The organism is Bombella pollinis (assembly GCF_026385485.1).
Lineage (GTDB): Bacteria > Pseudomonadota > Alphaproteobacteria > Acetobacterales > Acetobacteraceae > Bombella > Bombella pollinis.
Genome location: NZ_JANIDX010000001.1, coordinates 321,600 through 340,368 on the forward strand (window position 1 = coordinate 321,600; position 18,769 = coordinate 340,368).

Annotated in this window: 20 protein-coding genes and 1 tRNA gene; 11 read left to right on the forward strand and 10 right to left on the reverse strand. The window is 54.1% G+C overall.

From position 1 onward, the window contains the following. Positions 1–21 precede the first annotated feature (21 nt). The 5 genes from htpG to NQF89_RS01520 all read right to left on the reverse strand — a co-directional run bounded on the left by htpG (position 22) and on the right by NQF89_RS01520 (position 5,975). Positions 22–1,896, reverse strand: a complete 1,875-nt coding sequence (gene htpG / locus NQF89_RS01500) for a molecular chaperone HtpG (RefSeq protein ID WP_266137337.1) — start codon at positions 1,894–1,896, stop codon at positions 22–24. A 170-nt stretch (positions 1,897–2,066) separates the two neighbouring features. Then, entirely contained in the window at positions 2,067–2,864 is a 798-nt protein-coding gene (locus NQF89_RS01505) for an SDR family NAD(P)-dependent oxidoreductase (RefSeq protein WP_180794207.1), read from the reverse strand. Between the two features lie 50 nt (positions 2,865–2,914). Then, positions 2,915–3,835: a copper resistance protein B gene (locus NQF89_RS01510; protein ID WP_155572529.1), complete on the reverse strand. Its 921-nt coding sequence runs from the start codon at positions 3,833–3,835 to the stop codon at positions 2,915–2,917. After that, entirely contained in the window at positions 3,832–5,547 is a 1,716-nt protein-coding gene (locus NQF89_RS01515; protein WP_266137338.1) for a copper resistance system multicopper oxidase, read from the reverse strand. Before NQF89_RS01515 ends, NQF89_RS01510 begins: the two co-directional genes overlap by 4 nt. A gap of 65 nt (positions 5,548–5,612) precedes the next feature. Then, positions 5,613–5,975: a hypothetical protein gene (locus NQF89_RS01520; RefSeq protein WP_266137339.1), complete on the reverse strand. Its 363-nt coding sequence runs from the start codon at positions 5,973–5,975 to the stop codon at positions 5,613–5,615. A gap of 101 nt (positions 5,976–6,076) precedes the next feature. On the opposite strand from NQF89_RS01520, the gene NQF89_RS01525 reads away from it, so the two are divergent. Together NQF89_RS01525 and NQF89_RS01530 are read left to right on the forward strand one after the other, a co-directional pair. Beyond that, the gene (locus NQF89_RS01525) at positions 6,077–6,286 is read left to right on the forward strand and encodes a heavy-metal-associated domain-containing protein (protein WP_155579766.1); all 210 of its coding nucleotides are present in this window, start codon (positions 6,077–6,079) and stop codon (positions 6,284–6,286) included. Positions 6,287–6,358: 72 nt separating this feature from the next. Continuing rightward, positions 6,359–7,810, forward strand: coding sequence for an MATE family efflux transporter (locus NQF89_RS01530; RefSeq protein WP_230873355.1), 1,452 nt, complete (start codon positions 6,359–6,361; stop codon positions 7,808–7,810). Here NQF89_RS01530 and NQF89_RS01535 read toward each other — a convergent pair. Next, entirely contained in the window at positions 7,807–9,780 is a 1,974-nt protein-coding gene (locus tag NQF89_RS01535; protein WP_266137340.1) for a S9 family peptidase, read from the reverse strand. The two genes, NQF89_RS01530 and NQF89_RS01535, sit on opposite strands and share 4 nt — an antisense overlap. Before the next feature lie 35 nt (positions 9,781–9,815). On the opposite strand from NQF89_RS01535, the gene NQF89_RS01540 reads away from it, so the two are divergent. The 4 genes from NQF89_RS01540 (at position 9,816) to NQF89_RS01555 (ending at position 12,791) form a co-directional block, all read left to right on the forward strand. Further along, positions 9,816–10,577 (forward strand): DedA family protein, encoded by a 762-nt coding sequence (locus tag NQF89_RS01540; protein WP_266137341.1) that lies wholly within the window; start codon positions 9,816–9,818, stop codon positions 10,575–10,577. Beyond that, positions 10,574–10,999 carry a DUF805 domain-containing protein gene (locus NQF89_RS01545; protein ID WP_266137342.1) on the forward strand — a complete coding sequence of 142 codons (426 nt, stop codon included), beginning with the start codon at positions 10,574–10,576 and terminating at the stop codon, positions 10,997–10,999. The genes NQF89_RS01540 and NQF89_RS01545 overlap by 4 nt, the downstream gene beginning before the upstream one ends. A gap of 35 nt (positions 11,000–11,034) precedes the next feature. Then, positions 11,035–12,234, forward strand: a complete 1,200-nt coding sequence (locus NQF89_RS01550; protein ID WP_266137343.1) for an FRG domain-containing protein — start codon at positions 11,035–11,037, stop codon at positions 12,232–12,234. 95 nt (positions 12,235–12,329) lie between these two features. Further along, positions 12,330–12,791, forward strand: a complete 462-nt coding sequence (locus NQF89_RS01555) for a DUF805 domain-containing protein (RefSeq protein WP_266137382.1) — start codon at positions 12,330–12,332, stop codon at positions 12,789–12,791. Positions 12,792–12,824: 33 nt separating this feature from the next. Here NQF89_RS01555 and hemJ read toward each other — a convergent pair whose 3' ends face one another. Genes hemJ through hemE form a run of 3 tightly spaced genes read right to left on the reverse strand, consistent with a single transcriptional unit; the run spans position 12,825 to position 15,055 of the window. After that, complete coding sequence (gene hemJ, locus NQF89_RS01560) at positions 12,825–13,271, reverse strand: protoporphyrinogen oxidase HemJ (RefSeq protein WP_155572522.1); 447 nt, start codon at positions 13,269–13,271, stop codon at positions 12,825–12,827. A gap of 17 nt (positions 13,272–13,288) precedes the next feature. Beyond that, on the reverse strand, positions 13,289–13,987 hold the full coding sequence (locus NQF89_RS01565; RefSeq protein WP_266137344.1) for an HAD family hydrolase: 699 nt from the start codon (positions 13,985–13,987) through the stop codon (positions 13,289–13,291). A gap of 3 nt (positions 13,988–13,990) precedes the next feature. After that, entirely contained in the window at positions 13,991–15,055 is a 1,065-nt protein-coding gene (gene hemE / locus NQF89_RS01570) for a uroporphyrinogen decarboxylase (protein WP_155579772.1), read from the reverse strand. 153 nt (positions 15,056–15,208) lie between these two features. On the opposite strand from hemE, the gene NQF89_RS01575 reads away from it, so the two are divergent. The 5 genes from NQF89_RS01575 to NQF89_RS01595 all read left to right on the forward strand — a co-directional run bounded on the left by NQF89_RS01575 (position 15,209) and on the right by NQF89_RS01595 (position 18,488). After that, positions 15,209–15,799 (forward strand): Maf family protein, encoded by a 591-nt coding sequence (locus tag NQF89_RS01575; RefSeq protein ID WP_155572519.1) that lies wholly within the window; start codon positions 15,209–15,211, stop codon positions 15,797–15,799. Positions 15,800–15,903: 104 nt separating this feature from the next. After that, positions 15,904–15,979, forward strand: a tRNA-Ala gene (locus NQF89_RS01580). Between the two features lie 145 nt (positions 15,980–16,124). Beyond that, complete coding sequence (locus tag NQF89_RS01585; protein ID WP_196424796.1) at positions 16,125–17,024, forward strand: metal ABC transporter solute-binding protein, Zn/Mn family; 900 nt, start codon at positions 16,125–16,127, stop codon at positions 17,022–17,024. Beyond that, entirely contained in the window at positions 17,021–17,683 is a 663-nt protein-coding gene (locus NQF89_RS01590) for a metal ABC transporter ATP-binding protein (RefSeq protein ID WP_266137345.1), read from the forward strand. Before NQF89_RS01585 ends, NQF89_RS01590 begins: the two co-directional genes overlap by 4 nt. Continuing rightward, a complete protein-coding gene (locus NQF89_RS01595) occupies positions 17,676–18,488 on the forward strand; it encodes a metal ABC transporter permease (RefSeq protein WP_155579776.1) in 813 nt (270 codons plus the stop codon). Before NQF89_RS01590 ends, NQF89_RS01595 begins: the two co-directional genes overlap by 8 nt. Here the strand turns inward: NQF89_RS01595 and NQF89_RS01600 are convergent. After that, positions 18,485–18,667 (reverse strand): hypothetical protein, encoded by a 183-nt coding sequence (locus tag NQF89_RS01600; protein ID WP_155572515.1) that lies wholly within the window; start codon positions 18,665–18,667, stop codon positions 18,485–18,487. The two genes, NQF89_RS01595 and NQF89_RS01600, sit on opposite strands and share 4 nt — an antisense overlap. Positions 18,668–18,769 lie beyond the last annotated feature (102 nt).

Genomic DNA, 18,769 nt, shown 5'->3' on the forward strand with positions numbered 1-18,769 from the left:
CGTATCATACGGCCTTAATCGTTAGGCCGTCACAGTCCCAGCGAGCAGGCCTGCGAGTGTACGGGCGAAGCCACTGGGGTCGGGGAGGGCCTCACCTTCCTGCACACGAGCGAGGTCCAGCAGAATACGGGCATGCTCTGCAACGCTCTCGCCCTTCTCCGCACGCTCTGCCAGAGCGCGAATGAGAGGATGACGGGGGTTAATCTCCAAGACCGGGGGCAGAGCGGGCATTTCCTGCCCAGAGCGACGCATAAGGCGTTGCATGGCTAAATCTGGCCCGCCTTCGCTAGCCAACACCACCGCACTCCCTGTCAGGCGTACAGTGCTGCGTACCTCCTTCACAGCCTCACCAAGAGCATCCTTCAGAGCGGGGGTTAGTTTTTCAACATTAGCTGCATCCCCTTGCTCCTCCGCCTCTAAAGCGAACTTCTCCAACTCACCATGAGCCTGCGCGACAGAGCGGAAGGTCTTGTCTTTGTAAGAATGGAGGCGGTCTGGCCAGAAGCTATCCACAGCATCAGAGAGCAACAGCACCTCCAACCCACGGGCACGGAAGCCTTCTAGCTGGGCAGAGGCCTTGAGAGCATTCAGATTATCCCCAACGAGATAATAGATGGTCTCCTGCTCTGGCTTCATCCGGCTGATATAATCATCCAGCGTTGTCAGTTCATCATCATGAGTGGAATGGAAGCGAGCAAACTCCGCAATCTCCTGCCGATGTTCGGAATCCTCCCATAGCCCTTCCTTAATCACGAGGCCAAAATTATTCCAAAAGCCAGTAAAGGCCTCACCACCTTCCTGCGCGCGTTTTTTAACCTCGCTGATAACACGTTTGGTCACCGCTTTGCGGATACGTGCCAATACAGGGGTGGATTGCAGCATCTCACGCGAGACATTCAAGGGGAGGTCATCCGTATCAACCACACCTTGGACAAAGCGCAGCCAGTTCGGCACCAAATTGGCCTCATCCGTGATGAACATACGCCTTACATGCAGGTGAATCCGGCTCTCCCGGCTGCTCTGCTCCATAAAATCGAACGGGCGCGCACCGGGGAGGAACAACAGAGAAGCAAACTCCACCGTGCCTTCGGCCTTCCAATGCAGGGTCGCATAAGGCTCATCAAAAGCGCGGGCTGTATGGCGATAGAACTCGGTATAATCCTCAGATGTAATCTCGGATTTTGGACGCAACCAGAGGGCCTTGCCCTCATTAATGGTTTCTTCCTTCTCCTTACCATCCTCGTCAGGCTCATGCAGCACGACTGGCCATGCGATATGGTCAGCCCATTTACGGATAATGCTGCGCAAACGCCACGAGTCTAAAAACTCCTCCGCATCATCTTTAATATGGAGGGTAATATCTGTCCCCGCATGCGCGCGCTCAGCAGGGCCAAGGCTGTAAGAGCCTTTACCTTCCGACACCCAGCGGGCAGCCACATCCTCCCCCGCCCGGCGAGAAATCACATCCACCTTATCAGCCACCATAAAGGCCGAATAGAACCCCACGCCAAACTGACCAATCAGATTAGGGCGGTCCTCCGGCTTGGCGTTGCTCAGCTTCTCTCCAAACGCTTTGGTACCAGAGCGGGCAATCGTCCCCAGATTTTGGGTCAACTCCTCCGGGCTCATCCCCAATCCGTCATCAGAGAGCGTGATGGTTTTGGCCTTTTTATCCGCCTTGATATGGATAGACGGGGCCTCTGGCAGGGATAATGCAGGGCTCGTTAAAGCCTCAAAGCGGCGTTTATCCATCGCATCAGCCGCATTCGCCACAAGCTCACGCAGGAAGATTTCCCGGTCGGAATATAAAGAATGAACAACCAAATCAAGCAGCTGCCCGACCTCAGCACTAAAGCTATGCTGCTTCATCTCCGCTGCATTTTTGCCATCACTCATGATGCGTTGCACTCCTCCAAAATGGCAGACTCCAAACAGGCTTCATCTTCGGCGGCCGCCTGCTCTACCGCAAAAAGATGGAGCAGATATGGGAGAGGCCTCCCCCGCTTTCAAGCATTCTTGGCAGCGTGAGAGGCCTCCAGCCTCATTATGGGGGCAGACCAACCGCCTTAGACGAGGCCGAGAGATGTCCCCTCATCCACCACAATGGCCGAGCCATGCATCGCCACAGCCCCGGGGCCAGCAAGGAACAGCACAACCGCCGCAATATCCTCAGGGGTGGAGAAAGTCCGCTTGCTGGGGTTGGCCTCTGCCACAGCCTGCAACGCCTCTGCCTTTGTGGGGTCGTTTATCAACGCATCATGCATGGAGGTCTTAACCCGGCCCGGCTCAACGGCATTAATGTTAATACCTAGCGGCCCAAGCTCTAAAGCAAGGCTACGCACAAGGGCGGTAGCCGCGGCCTTACTGGCAGCATAAGCGGCATAACCGGCAAAGCTGTAAAAGCCACAAATAGAGGAAATCGCCACAATCTTCCCCCCATGAACATGGCCTTTCTTACGCCGAATATAAGGGAGGGAGGCCTGCACAACATGCCACATGCCGCTGACATTAATGCTCATCATTTTATCAAAGGCTTCAGGTGTTTCATCCGTAATGGGTGTCTCAAAAAACACCCCGGCGGAATGAACCACGACATCCAACGTCCCTACCTTTGCGGCAATCTCTGCCAATAGGGCTTTTACCGCTGGGAAGTCCGTAATATTCACCCCATGAGCGCAGACGCGCACATCATGCCCAGCGGCTTTACCTGCGGCCTCAACAGCTTGTACGGCCTTTGTGTAGTCACGCTCCGGGCTGCTGCCTATCAGGATGAGATGGTCTCCCTCCTTCGCAAAGGCCTGTGCGATGGCAAGCCCAATGCCGGACGTCCCCCCTGTGACTAATACATGTCTCGCATCTGCCATCTTCATACTCCCTTTCCGAACGTGACAACCATGATACAACCTTCCCTACCTTAGAACCAACTCCGAATCCCGAATGTAAAGCGCGCTTCGCTCGCTTTATCCCCACGGCGGCGGGCCATATGCCGCCCTTGGGTCAGGGGGGAATCATACGTCACGGCCACATAAGGGGCCATTTTGCGCCATAACTCATAGCGCAGACGCAACCCGGTATCGATATCCGCAAGGCCAGAGCCAATCCGCCGTTGTTTATCCGCTCGGCTATACAAATTTAGCTCCACCTGCGGCTGAAGAATGAGACGATTGGTAAGAAGAATATCATAAGAGCCTTCAAACCGCCCAGCCACGCCTCGGTCACTAAAATACCCTGTCGCTTGGACCTCAAACTGATACAAGGCCAGCCCCTCTATCCCAACAGCTCCCCACGCACGTGTTGGGCCGCTATCAAGGTCTAACCTTACGCCACCTTGGAGGTTGAAATAGGTGGAAATCGCCCGGCTATAAAGAAGCTCTTGGTCGCCATCGCGCACCCGCCCTTTTGTCATAGTGCCCTCTGTTTTAAGCCAGAGGCGGTTATAATCACCACCATACCAAGCCTCACCATCCCACCGCAAAGATGACCGCCCACCCGCTTGATAGCGGCCTTCAAACTCATCCAACACACCATGAAACCACCGCCCTTGATCCATCCCCTGTAGATGATGGCCAATATCCACCACCGGCTCACCGGGCGCATCTACCGCTTTATGCACAAGGCGCGGCGTCTTTTTTACAGGCGCAAGCGGAGCGGCTTGCGTCTTATCCTGCTGAGGCCCCTGTTGAGGCGGTGCTTTTGGGTTCGGCTTCTTAGCGGGCATGGTCATATCCGCCATATCCATGCCAGACATATCCATATCCCCCATATCTTCAGCATGAAGCGGCGTGACAGCGAGGCCCACCACAAGAGCAGCCCCTATCATTGTGATGTGTTTCATGACACCACCACCTCACGGAACATCCCCGTTTGCATGTGATACATAAGATGGCAATGATACGCCCAAACCCCACGAATATCCGCCGTTACAAGCACACTCATGCGGGAGCCGGGTTGGGAAATAACCGTATGTTTGAGCGGGCGATGCTGGTCATCCGCCCCTGTCTCCAACTCGCTCCACAGACCATGAAGATGAAGCGGATGTTCCATCATCGTATCATTAATGATGGTAAAGCGAACACGCTCCCCATAAGCGAGGTGAATCGGCCCGGATTCGGAATATTTCCGCCCGTTAAAACCCCATATATACCGCTCCATATTGCCTGTCAGATGTAAGATAATCTCGCGTGAGGGCGGGCGTTGGTCCGGCGGAGGACGCAGGGCGATGAGGTCGCTATAAGCAAGGACGCGGCGGCCCAGCCCTTCCAACCCATCACCAGGGCTTGTGACGCGCTCTATCGGGTGAGCTGCAACATTTTGATTCTCCACATTCACAGGGGGCGGGCCGGGGTCATCAATCTCATCAGCCGGGGCGCGGGCAATGGTGGGGGGCATCGCCATCTTCGCGGCCCCGTTTTTCATAGGCATGGCCATGCCCATATCCACCATACCCCGCACAGGCCTGGGGTCCATCGCAGGGAGCGAGCCTAAAAGCCCCTCATGCGGTGTTAATGTCCCACGCGCATAGCCAGTACGGTCCTCACTTTGGGCAAAGATTGTATAGGGCTTACCCTCTTGTGGGGTGAGTAACACCGCATATGTCTCACCCGGCCCAATGCGGAACTCATCAAGATTAACCGGAACAACCGGATTCCCATCGGCCTCCACCAGCTGCATGGTAAGGCCGGGGATGCGGACATCAAATAACGTCATCGCCGCAGCGTTAATCACCCGTAAGCAGATGCGCTCACCGGGGGTGAATAACCCACTCCACCCCTCCTGCGCGGGCTTGCCATTCATTAAATAACGATACAACACACCACTTACATCGGAGATGTCAGTCGCGCTCATCCGCATATGCGACCATTGCAAGCGGCTCTTTAACGCAGCCCCTAATCCCCCAGCAGCACGGCTCTCCTGCGGCAGGGAAGCTATACTCCGTTGGCGGAAATTATAATAATCATCCTGCATCTTCAGATTAGCAACAATCTGCGCGGCTGAAACATCAGACCAATCAGAGAGGAGAATTGTATAATCACGCTCCGCTTTAGGCAGGAGAGAGGCCCCCGCAGGCTCGATAATCAACGCCCCGTAAAGCCCTGCGGATTCCTGATGGCCCATATGGCTATGGTACCAATATGTCCCACTCTGCTGAACAGGAAAGCGATATGTATAACGCCCCCGCGGTGGAATCCCAGCAAAGCTTAGCCCCGGCACACCATCTTGCGCACTCGGCAGACGGACCCCATGCCAGTGCAGAGCAGTCGGCTCATCCATATGATTATAAACATGGATGACCACCTCCCGCCCTTCTTGCCAACGCAAAAGCGGGCCGGGCATGTGCCCATTCACACAATAACCCACACCATGCTGCCCTGCGATATGCATCGTCCGGCGCGTGATGTGAAGCTCAAACTCCAACGGTGGTAGCAAAGGCGCAGCTGGGGCAGTTTGCCGCCCCTTTGCCCGCGCACCTAACGGCGTAACTAGGCCCGACCCAGCCGCACCCAACCCCGCCAAAAACTGACGGCGTGGCACATGATAAGATGACATTATATATTACCTAAAAAGACACATCATGAACGGCTAAGCCTTCCCAGCTTCGCCATAAAACGCGGTCAAACAGGTAATAAAGCCGGAGGACGCCACGGCGCGGCCAATAATGAACGCGCTTTGATACAATCCTGATAAACAAGCAGCCTTGTGCCCCTAAAGGGCATAGGATGCAGCCCCTGGCCAGCAGGCCATAAGCCTGCATCACACACGCTATGATGACCCTGACAACAGGCAGGCATAGCCCCTGTCTCCCGCCCTTCATGAGCTAAGACAGGCCCCGCCCTCATCACCGCTGCGCTCTCCACCCTCATCATAGGCGGCTCCATCCCATCGGCCATTGCAGAGGGCATGATAAAAGCTGGCAGCTGCATCAGCAGACACAGCACCACCCCCATCATCACCCGCCAAAATGACCACATAGGCATGAGACGCCTTTTCTCCTTTTACAGACGACACCAGATTAGAAAGGTTCTTCCTTTTTGGAAAGACATTCCCTTAATCGCACTCTAAAAAAGGACCATCCCTCATGACGACTCCCCTAACCATCTCCGTTGCTGGCATGACATGCGAAGGCTGCGTGCGTGCGCTCACCCGCGTGTTAGAGGCCTCCCCCGCCATCAAACAAGCAACTGTCACGCTAGAGCCGCCACAAGCGCGTATTCTCTTTCAGGCTGCCCCACTCCCACAGGCAGAGATTAATGCCCTCATCCGGCAAGCTGGTTTTGAGCCCGCCTAACACAACATGCAATAACGTGGCGTATAATTCAGCACTGGCCCTTCTTCTATAAACAAGGCACAATAGGCCACAATGCCGCATCATGCCCGCCATGCCCCGTCTGCCCCCTCTCCTTCCCCCGTGAAGGACCGCTCGCCCTGCGCAAAAGCGCAGCATCAACGGCGGCACGCTCGGTTTGTCCATGGCAATATTATGCGCCATGTCATCACCATGGCCGGGACGGGGGCTATTGGGCTGATGGCCGTCTTTTTTGTCGATCTGCTCAATTTCTTCTATATTTCACATCTGCATGACCCCACCCTCACCGCCGCTATTGCCTTTGCGACCTCACTTGGTTTTGTCCAAGTCGCTGTCTCGCTCGGTATGTCCATCGGCCTTGGGGCCAATACGGGGCGGCTCATTGGGGCATGCCGCCATTTCCGTGCGCGGCGTCACGCCTCGGCCTTTCTCGTCCTCATGCTGGTTGTTACGACCGCCCTAGGGGTCACAACGGCGTTACTCGCTCACCCCCTCCTCGTCCTCCTTGGGGCCCGTGGGGAGGCCCTAAAACACGCCTCCCACTTCATGTATATCACCTCCCCTGCTTTACCCCTCGTCTGCTTAGGGATGGCTCTATCCTCCCTTCTCCGCGCTGTTGGGGATGCAGGGCGGGCAATGCGCGTTACCCTCACAGGGGCCGCTTGTACGGTGATTATCGACCCCATCTTAATCTTCGGCTTCCATTTAGGCTTAGAAGGGGCAGCTATTAGCACCGTCCTCTCCCGTTGTGTGATTTCACTAAGCGGGTTCCTTAATCTCCGCGGGCATGACATGCTCGAACGCCCCCGCCTAAAAATTATCCCCCATGCTAGCCGCGATATTGGCAGCATCGCCCTGCCCGCTATCGGCACGAATATGGCAACACCCATCGGCAATCTCATCGTCACCCATGCGATGTCCCGCTTTGGGTTGGAGGCTGTCTCTGGCCAAGCGGTGGTGGACCGCATGGTCCCTGTCGCCTTTGCCTTTGTCTTTGCCCTTACAGGCTCAGTTGGCCCCATCATGGCGCAAAATCTGGGAGCATGCCTGCCTCAGCGCGTCCAAGAGACCTTCCTTGCCGCCCTCAAACTCACCGCCCTCTGCGTAGGGTTGGATTGGCTCTTCTTCGCGCTGGGGGAGCCGCTTATTCTCCATCTCTTCCACGTCCAAGGTGATGCAGTCGGGCTTGTAAAGCTTTTCTGCCATTGGGCCGTGGCGAGCTATATGTTTGTCGGGCTGCTTTTTGTCTCTAACACCGCCTTTAATAATCTAGGCCACCCGCTTTATTCGACCATGTTTAATTGGGCGCGTGCCACAATTGGGACCATTCCCTTTGTCGCGATAGGCGTCCATTACGGCCCGCGGGGGGTCATGGTCGGCCAAGCCCTTGGCGTAACACTCATCGGCTCTTGCGCGCTCATCACGGCATTAACAGTGATTCGCCGTCTCCCCCAACGCCCACAGCGACCAACACGCAAGAGCCATACAAAACGCAAAGCCCATTAGACCGCTGCTTGCGCAAAAACATCCCGGTAGAACGCCAATTCTCGCTCCAAAGACTCCGCTATAACCTCTGCCGAGCGAAAGCCATGCCCCTCCCCTTGGTAAATATGCAGCGATGAGGCAGAAAGCTGGCTCTGCAACGCCTCTGCTTGAGAGAGCGGTACGACGCGGTCCGCATCCCCATGGAGGAACAACACCGGCGCGGTGATAGCCGCCGGCCATGAAAGGGGCGAACGCGCCCGATAAACCGCCTCGCCCTCTGGCCAAGGGGCGATTAATCCATCTAAATAACATGCCTCAAAACGGTGCGTCTCTGCCACTAAGCCGCGCAAATCCGTCACGCCATAAAGCGATGTCCCTGCTACAAAAAGAGATGAATGCGCAAGGGCGGAAAGGACCGTTAGCCCCCCTGCACTACTCCCCCGAATGACACAGCGTTGCGGGTCCACCCAGCCTTTATCCACCACCCCTTGCACCGCGCGACAACAATCTTGCACATCCAGCACGCCCCAGCGGCCATCTAAAGCCGCACGATAAGCGCGCCCAAACCCTGTAGAGCCACGATAATTTACATCCAGCACGGCAAAGCCACGGCATGTCCACCATTGCACCTTAAAGGAGAGGTCCGTCCGTGCTTGCCCTGTTGGCCCGCCATGGACAATCACCACCAGCGGGGGCTTACCCTGTACCGCCTCACAATGTGGCCCTTGGGCAGGGCGGTAAAATTGTGCATAAAGCGGCCCCGGCCCTTCCTCTACAGGGAAGCTCACCGTCTCTGGCACGGCAATATCAGCCGGGGTTACACCATCAGGCAACACCCAGGCCTGCCGCACACATATACGCCCCTCTATCTCACTCTCTAAAGAGCCCATCATCACACAAGGCGGGGCATCTGGAGGGCTATTTAGCCACGCAAAGTCTCTCCCCCCCTCCACAGGCACGGGCACATCATCGGGGACAGCCCCTATCAGCACATCCTTCCAGCCTGTTTGCGGGTGATAAAGCAACGTCACAGGCACACCATGACGCACCCCACGCGCTAATAATTGCCCCTCCGGCAACGCAGCGCAACATGATTGCCCAAACACCCATGCTGGCAAGCCTATCTCTGCCGGGGCGGGGGGTAAGGGCTGAGGCTGCCAGGTCACCTCCTCCCCTGCGGCGTCAGCTTTGGCCTCAAAGGCAATGGGCGTCCAATGCCGGTTATAATCCGCGGCTGCATGCTCTGGTACCCCATCAGAAAGCGCATAAAGCCGCTCCCCCGCCCAAAACGGGCCCATCACGCTACAGGCATGTCCCGCCCCACCGGCGAGGCACATTGTCCCTTGCGCGCCAGTGAGGTCCTGCACATACAGTCCGGTTTCCGTCCACGGCATATGAGGGTTCTGCCACGCAATGAAAGCTAAAAACCGCCCATCTGGCGATAAACGCGGGGCCATGTAAAAATCCGCCCCGCTTTGCAGGGAACACACCACCCCAGAGGGCATAACCTCCACAAGTTCAGCATGAATCACCCCATCAGGATGTTCCGCCTCCCGCACACAGACCAACCGCTCCCCTTGGAAGGCTAGGTCCGCATAAGAATAAGCAATGCCTCCCTCATCATAAGCCGCACCACATACGGGCTGCGCCTCTCCCCCTTGCACGCTGCGCCATAACCCGCCTCGCTTCCTATCGCTAAACACCACATGAATCGCCGCGCCATCATACATAGCGGCCCACGCGCCCCCGCCATAAACATGCATCTCCGTCCCCGGCTGGGCGTCTGGTGGGGTGAGGTCATGCAAGCTGCCATCTGGCGCACACCCGACAATCACGCTACGCCCTTGCTCATCAGGCCGGCTCTCTTGCCATAAGACCCAGCCTTCTACAGCACGAATCTCGGCAAAATTGCGGGTTTTACGCGTCATCAATGCTGGGGTTACCCATGGATGCACCACACGAGATGAGCCTGAAGAACGCCGCGCTATCATAATATCTCTCCTGCATAAAACGCTCTTGCCTTGCTGTGAGCTCCCCCCTTATCGTGCTACCACAAAGCAAACGCACATCCCTCTTACAGGAAGCCCTTGCCCTGATACAGCATCTCTCCTCCTTTCTAGAACATCTGCCCCCCCTTTATGCGTATCTAGCACTCGGTGGCATTATTTTACTGGAAAGCACGGGCGTCCCCCTCCCGGCGGAGAGCTTGCTCATCTTTGCGTCCCTTTATGCTTCCCATACCCATCACCTCACGCCGGAAAACCTCATCATCGCGGCCATTAGCGGGGCTGTTATCGGCGATAATATCGGCTATCTGATTGGCTATCAGCTCGGTTATCGCTTGATGGAAAAGCACGGCCATAAAGTCGGCCTGCATTATGACCGCATCGTCTTAGGCCGGTATCTCTTTCGCCGTTATGGGGGGATTGGTGTGTTGGTCGGGCGGTTTGTGGCCTTCCTGCGTATTCTCATTGCCCTTTTAGCAGGGGCCTCGCGCATGCCGTGGCATAGCTTTACCTTCTATAACGCCTTGGGGGGCACCCTTTGGGGGTTGTGCTATGTCCTCATCCCCTATGAGCTTGGTAGCCAGATTGATAGCTTCACCGGCCCGGTCGGACTTGGCTTTGCCGCCTTTATGCTGAGCCTACTTGTCGGCTCCTTCTTCCTTCTCCGCCATCATGAAAAGACCCTCATCCGCAGGGCTCTTATTGATGAAAAACGCCTCAAGGCCAAAAAATCACGCAAACGCCCGCAACGCCCTTCTTTGCGAAAGGAGTCCACAAAATGACAGTGCAATCCCTAGTTTCCCTCTTTAAGAGCAGCCTGAACCATTATTGCACATATCCACTGAATATCCGCAAACGGACAACACGTGCTGAATATTGGCCTTGCTTTATAGCAGGCTTCACATTACTTTGTACGTTATCGGTTTTATGTTTTATTTTCTCTCAGCTTTATATCCGCTATGATAGCGGAATATGCCTTTTATTAGGGATGATACTTTACGTTATTTTGCTAATAAGCGGGGCTGTCATCACCATCCCCACCATCACCGCCCTCATCCGCCGCCTGCATGATACAGGCCGCTCCGGCTGGTGGCTGTGCATCAGCTTTACCATCATCGGCTATATCCCGTTAATCATCTTCCTCTGCCAAAAAAGCCAACCAACCGCTAATCGCTACGGCCCCGTCCCAAAGCAGCGGAAGTAAAGCACCTTACCGATTATAATGTTACGGAATAACTTATGTCACATACAGACCAACCAGAAGATGTCTCCAATAACCTACCCGAAGTAAAAGAATATTGGATACAAGAGCTTCTCGATAACGCTGATAAAGCCCCAGAAGATATTCATCTCTCTGATTACATGAAGGTATTGGAAAAGTTACAGCCCCATCAATCACCGGGAGCCTCCCTCTTTTTCCGTGGTCAAGCTGATGCAGAATGGTCTCCACTCCCCGGTATTTTTAGAACTTACAAACTCGCAGAAAATGAGGATAACATCATCCATGAAGTCTTAGCCAACCAAGCGGATGAGTTTCGCTATGATAAAACAACCTTTGAAAAACTCGTCCGTATGCAGCATTTCGGCATCCCCACCCGATTGCTTGATATTACAAAAAATCCGCTTGTTGCCCTTTACTTTGCTGTAAACTCTGAACCTAAAGCAGATTGTGCAATTTTTGTATATTATGAAGACTATATTAAAGATGTTGCTAAATATATTAAGGACAAAAAAGGAGACATTATCCTCAAAAAAGCTATTAGCCTTGCCAATAGAATCTCTGACAAAGGAAGTCTCTCACATAAAATATTTCATGCAACAGTGGACGATAAATTCAACAAGTTCATTCATTTCCTCAGCAAAAAAAACATAAAAACATCATCAAGCAATAGAACGACCATACATTCAAATATATCATTAATGAATACACATGAAAAAACCTTCATATCTATCTGTTTTAAGTATTATTGGATGGAAATTCATAAAAAACAATCTTATATTAAGGACGATTTCCCAGAGAATATGAAAAGTCTCTCAAACAAATATAATAAAAAATACCCTTTCCCATCCTTGTTACAACATATTAGACAAGATAAACCCTTTTTTGAACCGCATATAGATTTAGCAATTCTTGATGAACCTATTATTGTCATCCCACCCAATACCAATAAAAGACTCATTGCCCAACAAGGGGCCTTTATTTTATTTGGTCTTAAAGCCCCAACAATGGGAGACATTCCTCTTCATAAAACCATCCCATTAGGTATGAAACTTATAAAAATCATCATTCCCGCTAACGCAAAGAAAAATCTCCGTAAAGAACTCGATTTTATCGGGATTAACGACATGACCTTATTCCCCGACCTCGAAAATACGGCAAGCTATATTAAAAAGAAGTACGCCCCCCCTAAAACACGGCGGCCCCGTGCCAATAAATAGCCGTTGCATCACATTAACACGCCCTTTATGTTTCTGGGCCATTAAAGGGGATAAGCCCTCTCCCTTGCTCATTTTCGAGGATAATGATGACTAATATGGTCAAGAAAAGATCGTTCTTTTTACAAAGCCTGCATAATGTCTTTAACAACTATGCTAAATTTACAGGCCGTGCAACACGTGGGGACTTCTGGTTTCTATGCCTCTTTACGTTCCTTCTTAAATTGTTTTGCGCTTCTATTATGATAATAATTGCACTTCATTTTTATGAAATATCTAAAATCTTATCCATCACACAGTCGATAGATGCTAGATTAGGAGCTGATTGTATTATTACACTATCCCTCTATGCGTACTTTGTCTTTCTCTTCTATATTCTCCTCTTCTCCCTTACGCTTCCTATCGTTACTACAAGCGTAAGGCGGCTGCATGATGTAGGCCGGTCTGGTTGGTGGTTGCTGCTGGCCCTTACGGTTATTGGGGCTATTCCGCTCTTTATTTTCTTCTGCTTAAAAAGCCAACCCCACGATAATGACTACGGCCCGGCCCCGTTAGCCTAACAGCACAATAGGGGGAGGCTTCCCTTCCCCCTATTAAGGCCGCACCACAATCATAATCACAATCACAATCATCAAAATGGTGGGGACTTCATTAGCGATGCGGTAAAACCGCTCGCGATGGTGGTTGTGCCCTTCGGCAAAGCCGCGCCGCCATACCGCACAAGCCCCATGGAAAGCGAACATCCCAAAGAGGCAGACTATCTTCACCCACCACCATAAAGCCGACCAATCCACCACACCGGGGAGGGAAGCCATCAAAGCCCCGGTAAAAAACGTCACCACCATCGCAGGGGCCATAATCTGACGTTGCAGACGCCGTTCCATCAGGCAAAAGCGCGCATATTCTTCAGAGTTCGGGGCCATTTGCGTGTGATAGACAAATAAACGCGGCAAATAAAACAGCCCTGCCATCCATGAGACAAACGCCATAATATGCAGTGCGACAAACCAGCTAAGATGTGTCAGTAAAAATAGCTGCATTACCCCCCTCCCCAGCGTTATTGTTTTAGTTCTGGAGCCAAAACAGGCTCTAAAAGGGGGAGCACCTCATCCAAATGCTCTACCCGCACAAACCCCTCCACTGGCCAAAAGGGCGGCAGCGGATGGCTGGCAGGGCGCAGTAAAATGCACGACATCCCCGCCCGGCGTGCGGCCTCGGCCCCAGTATCGCTGTCCTCAATCACCACGGTTTGCTCTGGCCTGACACCTTCCTCAGCCGCGCCATGGAGATAGACAGCCGGGTCCGGCTTGGGGGCCCCCATATCCGCTGCTGAATGAATCCGCTCCGGTGCGAGCAGGCGGTCCATCCCTGTATGGCCAAACTTAGCCTCCATCTCCATCACAGAGGAGTTAGAGCCAACACGCACAGGGATATGGCGTTTCTTTAACGCTTCTAAAAGCGTAATAGCCCCCGCTATGGGCTCAACCCCCTGCTTCATCAAGGCCACCAAATTCGCATGCATTGTGGCATGTGTATCAGGGGGGAGCGAATGGCCAAGCTCTGCCTCCATCTCCGCAATAACCTGCGGCAAGGCCTTCCCTGCAAAGCGCGCTATGCCCTCCTCATCCGAAATATCCAGCCCGACCGAGCGCGCAAAACGCGCCGTGCCACGGCAAGCAGGGGCTTCGCTATCAATCAGCACGCCATCACAATCGAAAATGACAAGCTTAATGCCCGCTCTTAAGGCGTCCTTCATGTTTTAGACGCTCCTTATTGTCTCAACTAATGTAGCAACATGCTCTGGCGGTGTGGTTTTTATCACCCCATGGCCCAGATTAAACACATGTGGCCGCCCTTTTAGACTATCACGAATACGGCGCGCTTCTTCCTGCAACGCCTCACCACCATTCAGCAAAATCATGGGGTCGAGATTACCTTGTAAGGTCACGCTTGGGGGGACCATCTCCGCCACTTTGGCCATATCGGCCACCGTGTCTAACGCTAAGGTGTTAATGCCCGTTTTCTCGGCATATTCCGCAACCATAACACCCCCAAGGCGGGGGAAACCAATCAACGGAACATCAGGGTAACGTGCGCGAATATGGGCAACAATCTGCTTTGTTGGCTCAATCACATAACGGCGGAAAGCCTCTGGTGGGAGAATCCCCGCCCATGAATCAAACAACATGACCGCTTCCGCCCCGGCCTCAATCTGCCCACAGAGCATCTCCGCCGTGCTGCGGGTCAGCATCGCCATAAGCTTATCAAACAAAGCCGGGTTCTGCTGCATCATCGCCCGAATATGGGCAAAATCACGAGAGCTACCACCCTCCACCATATAACACGCCACCGTAAAGGGGCTGCCCGCAAAACCGAGCAAGGTTGTCTCTGCTGGCAACTCCACCCGCAAGCGGCGCAACGCCTCCCGCACAGGGGCTACAGCCTCCATCACGCGGCCTTCATCCAGCCGAGCGAGGTCAGCTTCATCACGGATGGGCGTCATGACGGGGCCACGCCCTTCCTCAAAGCGGAGGTCCTGCCCCATCGCCCAAGGGAGGATAAGAATATCGGAGAATAAAATCGCCCCATCCATCCCATAACGGCGGATGGGTTGTATGGTCAGCTCGACAGCAATCTCCGGCGTCATACAGCGTGTGAGAAAATCCGCCTGCTCCCGCATCGCGCGGAACTCCGGCAAATATCGCCCCGCTTGGCGCATCAGCCATACAGGCGGGGGCCATACAGCCTCCCCCTTTAACGCGCGCAAAAGCGGTTTGTGGCGTATTGTCTGCGTCGCTAGGCTTCCGCTTTGCTGCTGCGTCATGCTGCTTATCCTGCTCTCATATCCTAATATGTTGCTTATCCTTGCCTTGGAGAGGCGGCAAGCGTCAACTCTGGAATAACCGGACTTTCCTTAAAGCAACGCTTATAAGGCTATGATATTATAGCCTCACATCCCCCAACCAAAGGTGCCTTCATGCTCATCCTTGCCAGTGGTTCCGCCATACGCCGCCAACTCCTCCAAGAGGCGGGCGTGCCTATAACCACACATCCCGTTGCGGTGGATGAGGACGCCCTACGTCAACACGCCGAACAGGAAGGGCTTTCCCTCCGCGAGACAGCCCTCATCCTCGCCCGTGCCAAAGCCCGCGCGGCAAGCTCTGCCTTCCCTCATCGCTACATCCTCGCAGCAGACCAGCTTTTAGACCTAGAGGGCACAGCCTTTGCCAAAGCCCGCACAATGGAGGAAGCTCGCTCCCATCTCCTCACCCTTCGGGGCAAAACCCACGCCCTCCATACCGCTTTAACCCTATGGAAGGACGGCCAAGAATCGTGGGCGCATAGCGAAAGCCCCCGCTTAACTATGCGGTCTTTCTCCCCCGCCTTTTTGGACGCCTACCTCCATAAAGAAGGCACCGCCTTATTAGCCTGTGTTGGCTGTTATCGGATTGAAGGAATGGGGATTCAGCTCTTTCATCTCATTGAGGGAGGGCATGATGCCATTGCAGGCTTACCATTACTGCCCCTTCTCCATGCCCTGCGGGAGCGGAAGATTCTTCCCTCCTAACAATAATATTTTACGGAAAAAATAACTTTCCCTCTTGCCTTTTCTCCAATGAGGGGGGTATATCCCTCCCCACAGGCGCATTACGTGCGTTCTGATATAAATGTGGGGCCATAGCTCAGTTGGGAGAGCGCTTGAATGGCATTCAAGAGGTCGTCGGTTCGATCCCGATTGGCTCCACCATTTTCCTCTTAAAATAAGACACTTCTCCGAAGCCTTACCGTGCTGCCATCCTATTGATGATCGGTTCGCCTTATGCAGACGTTTCTTTTTGCTAAGAAAATGTTATTATATAACATTACCTACGGTCTCGGCTTGGATGTCCTGCATGTTTGTTCTGCGTCTTTTAGCGCATATACCGCGTTTTTTACGCCTAACCCTTAGCCTCCTTGCCATCCCCGCCTATGCCCAACAGCCCTCAAACGCCGCCCCCGCCCTGCGGCTAAGCTGTGTGGAAGCTGTATGGTGTGATATTGCCCAGCAAGTTGGCGGCTCTACGGTGCAAACTTACGCACTCATCCATAGTGAAGGGCTAGACCCACACCATCTACAGCCCTCCCCCCTTATGGCCCAGCAGCTCGCGCAAAGTGATGCTATCTTGCTCAATGGGGCTACGTATGATGATTGGGCCAAGCCATTACATGCGGCCTCATCCAAGCTTTTTATCGCCGCCGATTATGCTGACTGGCATATAGGTGATGACCCACATCTCTTTTTCGACCTCCCCACGGTCCACAAAACAGCGCAGCGCATTGCGGAATGGCTCAGCACAAACAGGCCCCAAGCGCGCGCAGACATCAGCCAAAATCTTGCTCGTTTTGAGCGTGATGTGGCTCGCCTCTCCACTCAGCTAGAGCGACTTCGCCATGTCGTCCCTAACGCCCCCTTCGCCATGACCGAACCGGCAGGGGAACGCCTCCTTTACGCTGCGGGGCTGCATATGATTGATGAAGGCTGGGCTAGAGCCTTGATGAACGAATCCGGCCTCTCCCCGCGCGATACAGCCCAGCTTGAAACCGCAATTCAACACAAAGGGATTCGCTTCCTTGTACGCAACCCCGCCCTTGAGGCCCCCCAAGCCCACGCGGTGGAAGCCCTCGCCCAACAAGCGCACATCCCCATCATCACGATCGGCGAGAGCCTCCCCGCTGGGCTGCATTGGCAGGACTGGCTAGGCCACATCCTCACCACTATAGAAACCACCCTCACCCAACAGGCCACACCATGAAGGAGGCTCATCTCTCTGCTCAGGATGTCAGCCTACGCGTAGGCTCCCAGTCTATTCTCAACCACGCTACATTCGACCTCCCCTTAACGGGCCTAACCATCCTCCGGGGCCATAATGGGGCGGGGAAAACATGCGTCCTCCGCGCCTTATTGGGCATACTCCCCCACCAAAGCGGCACGCTCCTCCTCCTTGGCCACCCACCAGACGTTGCACGGCATCAATGTGGTTATATGCCCCAAAAAGCGGACCAAACGGCCCCGATGCTCCCCGTCATCAGCCATGTGAAGGCCTGCCTTAACGGCGCGCATTGGGGCTTTCCCTTCTCTAGCAAAACCACCCGCCATCACGCCGAGGCCCTCCTAAGAGATGTTGATGCGCTCCCCCTCGCCTATCGCCCGCTAGGCTGCCTCTCTGGCGGGGAGAGGCAACGCATCGCCCTCGCCCAAGCCCTCGCTAATAACCCTAAACTCCTCATCCTTGATGAGCCTTTCGCCGCTTTGGACACACAAAACCATAAGGCGTTGCTCCAGCTTTTTGGGCAATTATACCAACAGCGAGGGGTCAATATCCTCATCACCGCTCATGGCCCTTTAGAGACAGCCTCTCTCCCCCTGCCTGTGCGTGAGGTGACGTTAGCAAGAGGGCACATCCATGGTTGAGCCATCCTTTCTCGCCTTCCCCTTTATGCAACATGCTTTTATTGGCTGTTTTCTCGTCTCGCTCCTCGCAGGGAGCTTAGGGTGGTGCCTCCTCCTCCGGCGGCAAGCTTTTGCAGCCCATGCCCTACCCCATATCGGCTTTAGCGGGGCCGCAGCGGCTGTGTGGCTCCATATCTCCCCTTTATGGGGAATGATTGCCACCAGCATGTTAGGCGGGGTCTTTATGGGCCATGAGGGACGCAGCAAACATCATCCCGCCCAGCGCGATATGATGACAGGGCTTATCCTCGCAGCAAGCCTCGGTATAGGGGTGCTATGCTTGCATGAGGCTAACGGGGCCTCCTCCCAAACAACAACGCTCCTCTTTGGGGATGTTTTAGGCTTGGACCTCCCAAGCTTGGGCATCCTTGCTCTCCTCACCCTTCTCTGCCTTGGAGGGCTGGCACTCCTCTGGCGGCCCTTGCTCTTTATCAGCATGGCCCCCAGCCTAGCGCAGGCACAAGGCCTCTCCGCCTCTCGGCTTGGGCAGCTTTTCCTCCTCCTCGCCGCCTTAGCCTCTGCCGCCTGTGCTGAAATTGCCGGGGCGTTGCTCTGTTTTAGCCTCATGGTCGGCCCGGCAGCGGCGTCCTTAAAACTAGGGCTTTCCCCCTTTAAGGGGATTCTCTGCTCTATCCTCGGGGCCTTACTCCTCTCTTGGGGAGGGCTGATCCTCTCTTGGTATAGCGATATTCCCCTCCCTTTTTGGATAAGCTTGGGCGGGGTTGGGCTTTATGCTCTAGCCAGCTTTCTCAAACGCTCGTTTTAGAAATCTTGCAGACCCATCAATTTCCAATGGAAGACGATAAGGAGCATAACGATAACGACATGGAATAAAATCAAGCATTTGCCATCTATGACAAACACCTCATTATTGCCCTTAGGCCACACAGTACGGACGAACCTGCCCAAACGTGTTAGATTAACGGGCCCTGCTGTGGCTTTCATCGCTCTTTATCCTTAATCCTAGCTCGTACTCTGGCCTTAACAGATTCATCCTACTTTATAAATCATCTCTAAAAGCAAAAGGTGATTCATCTCCCTTCCGGC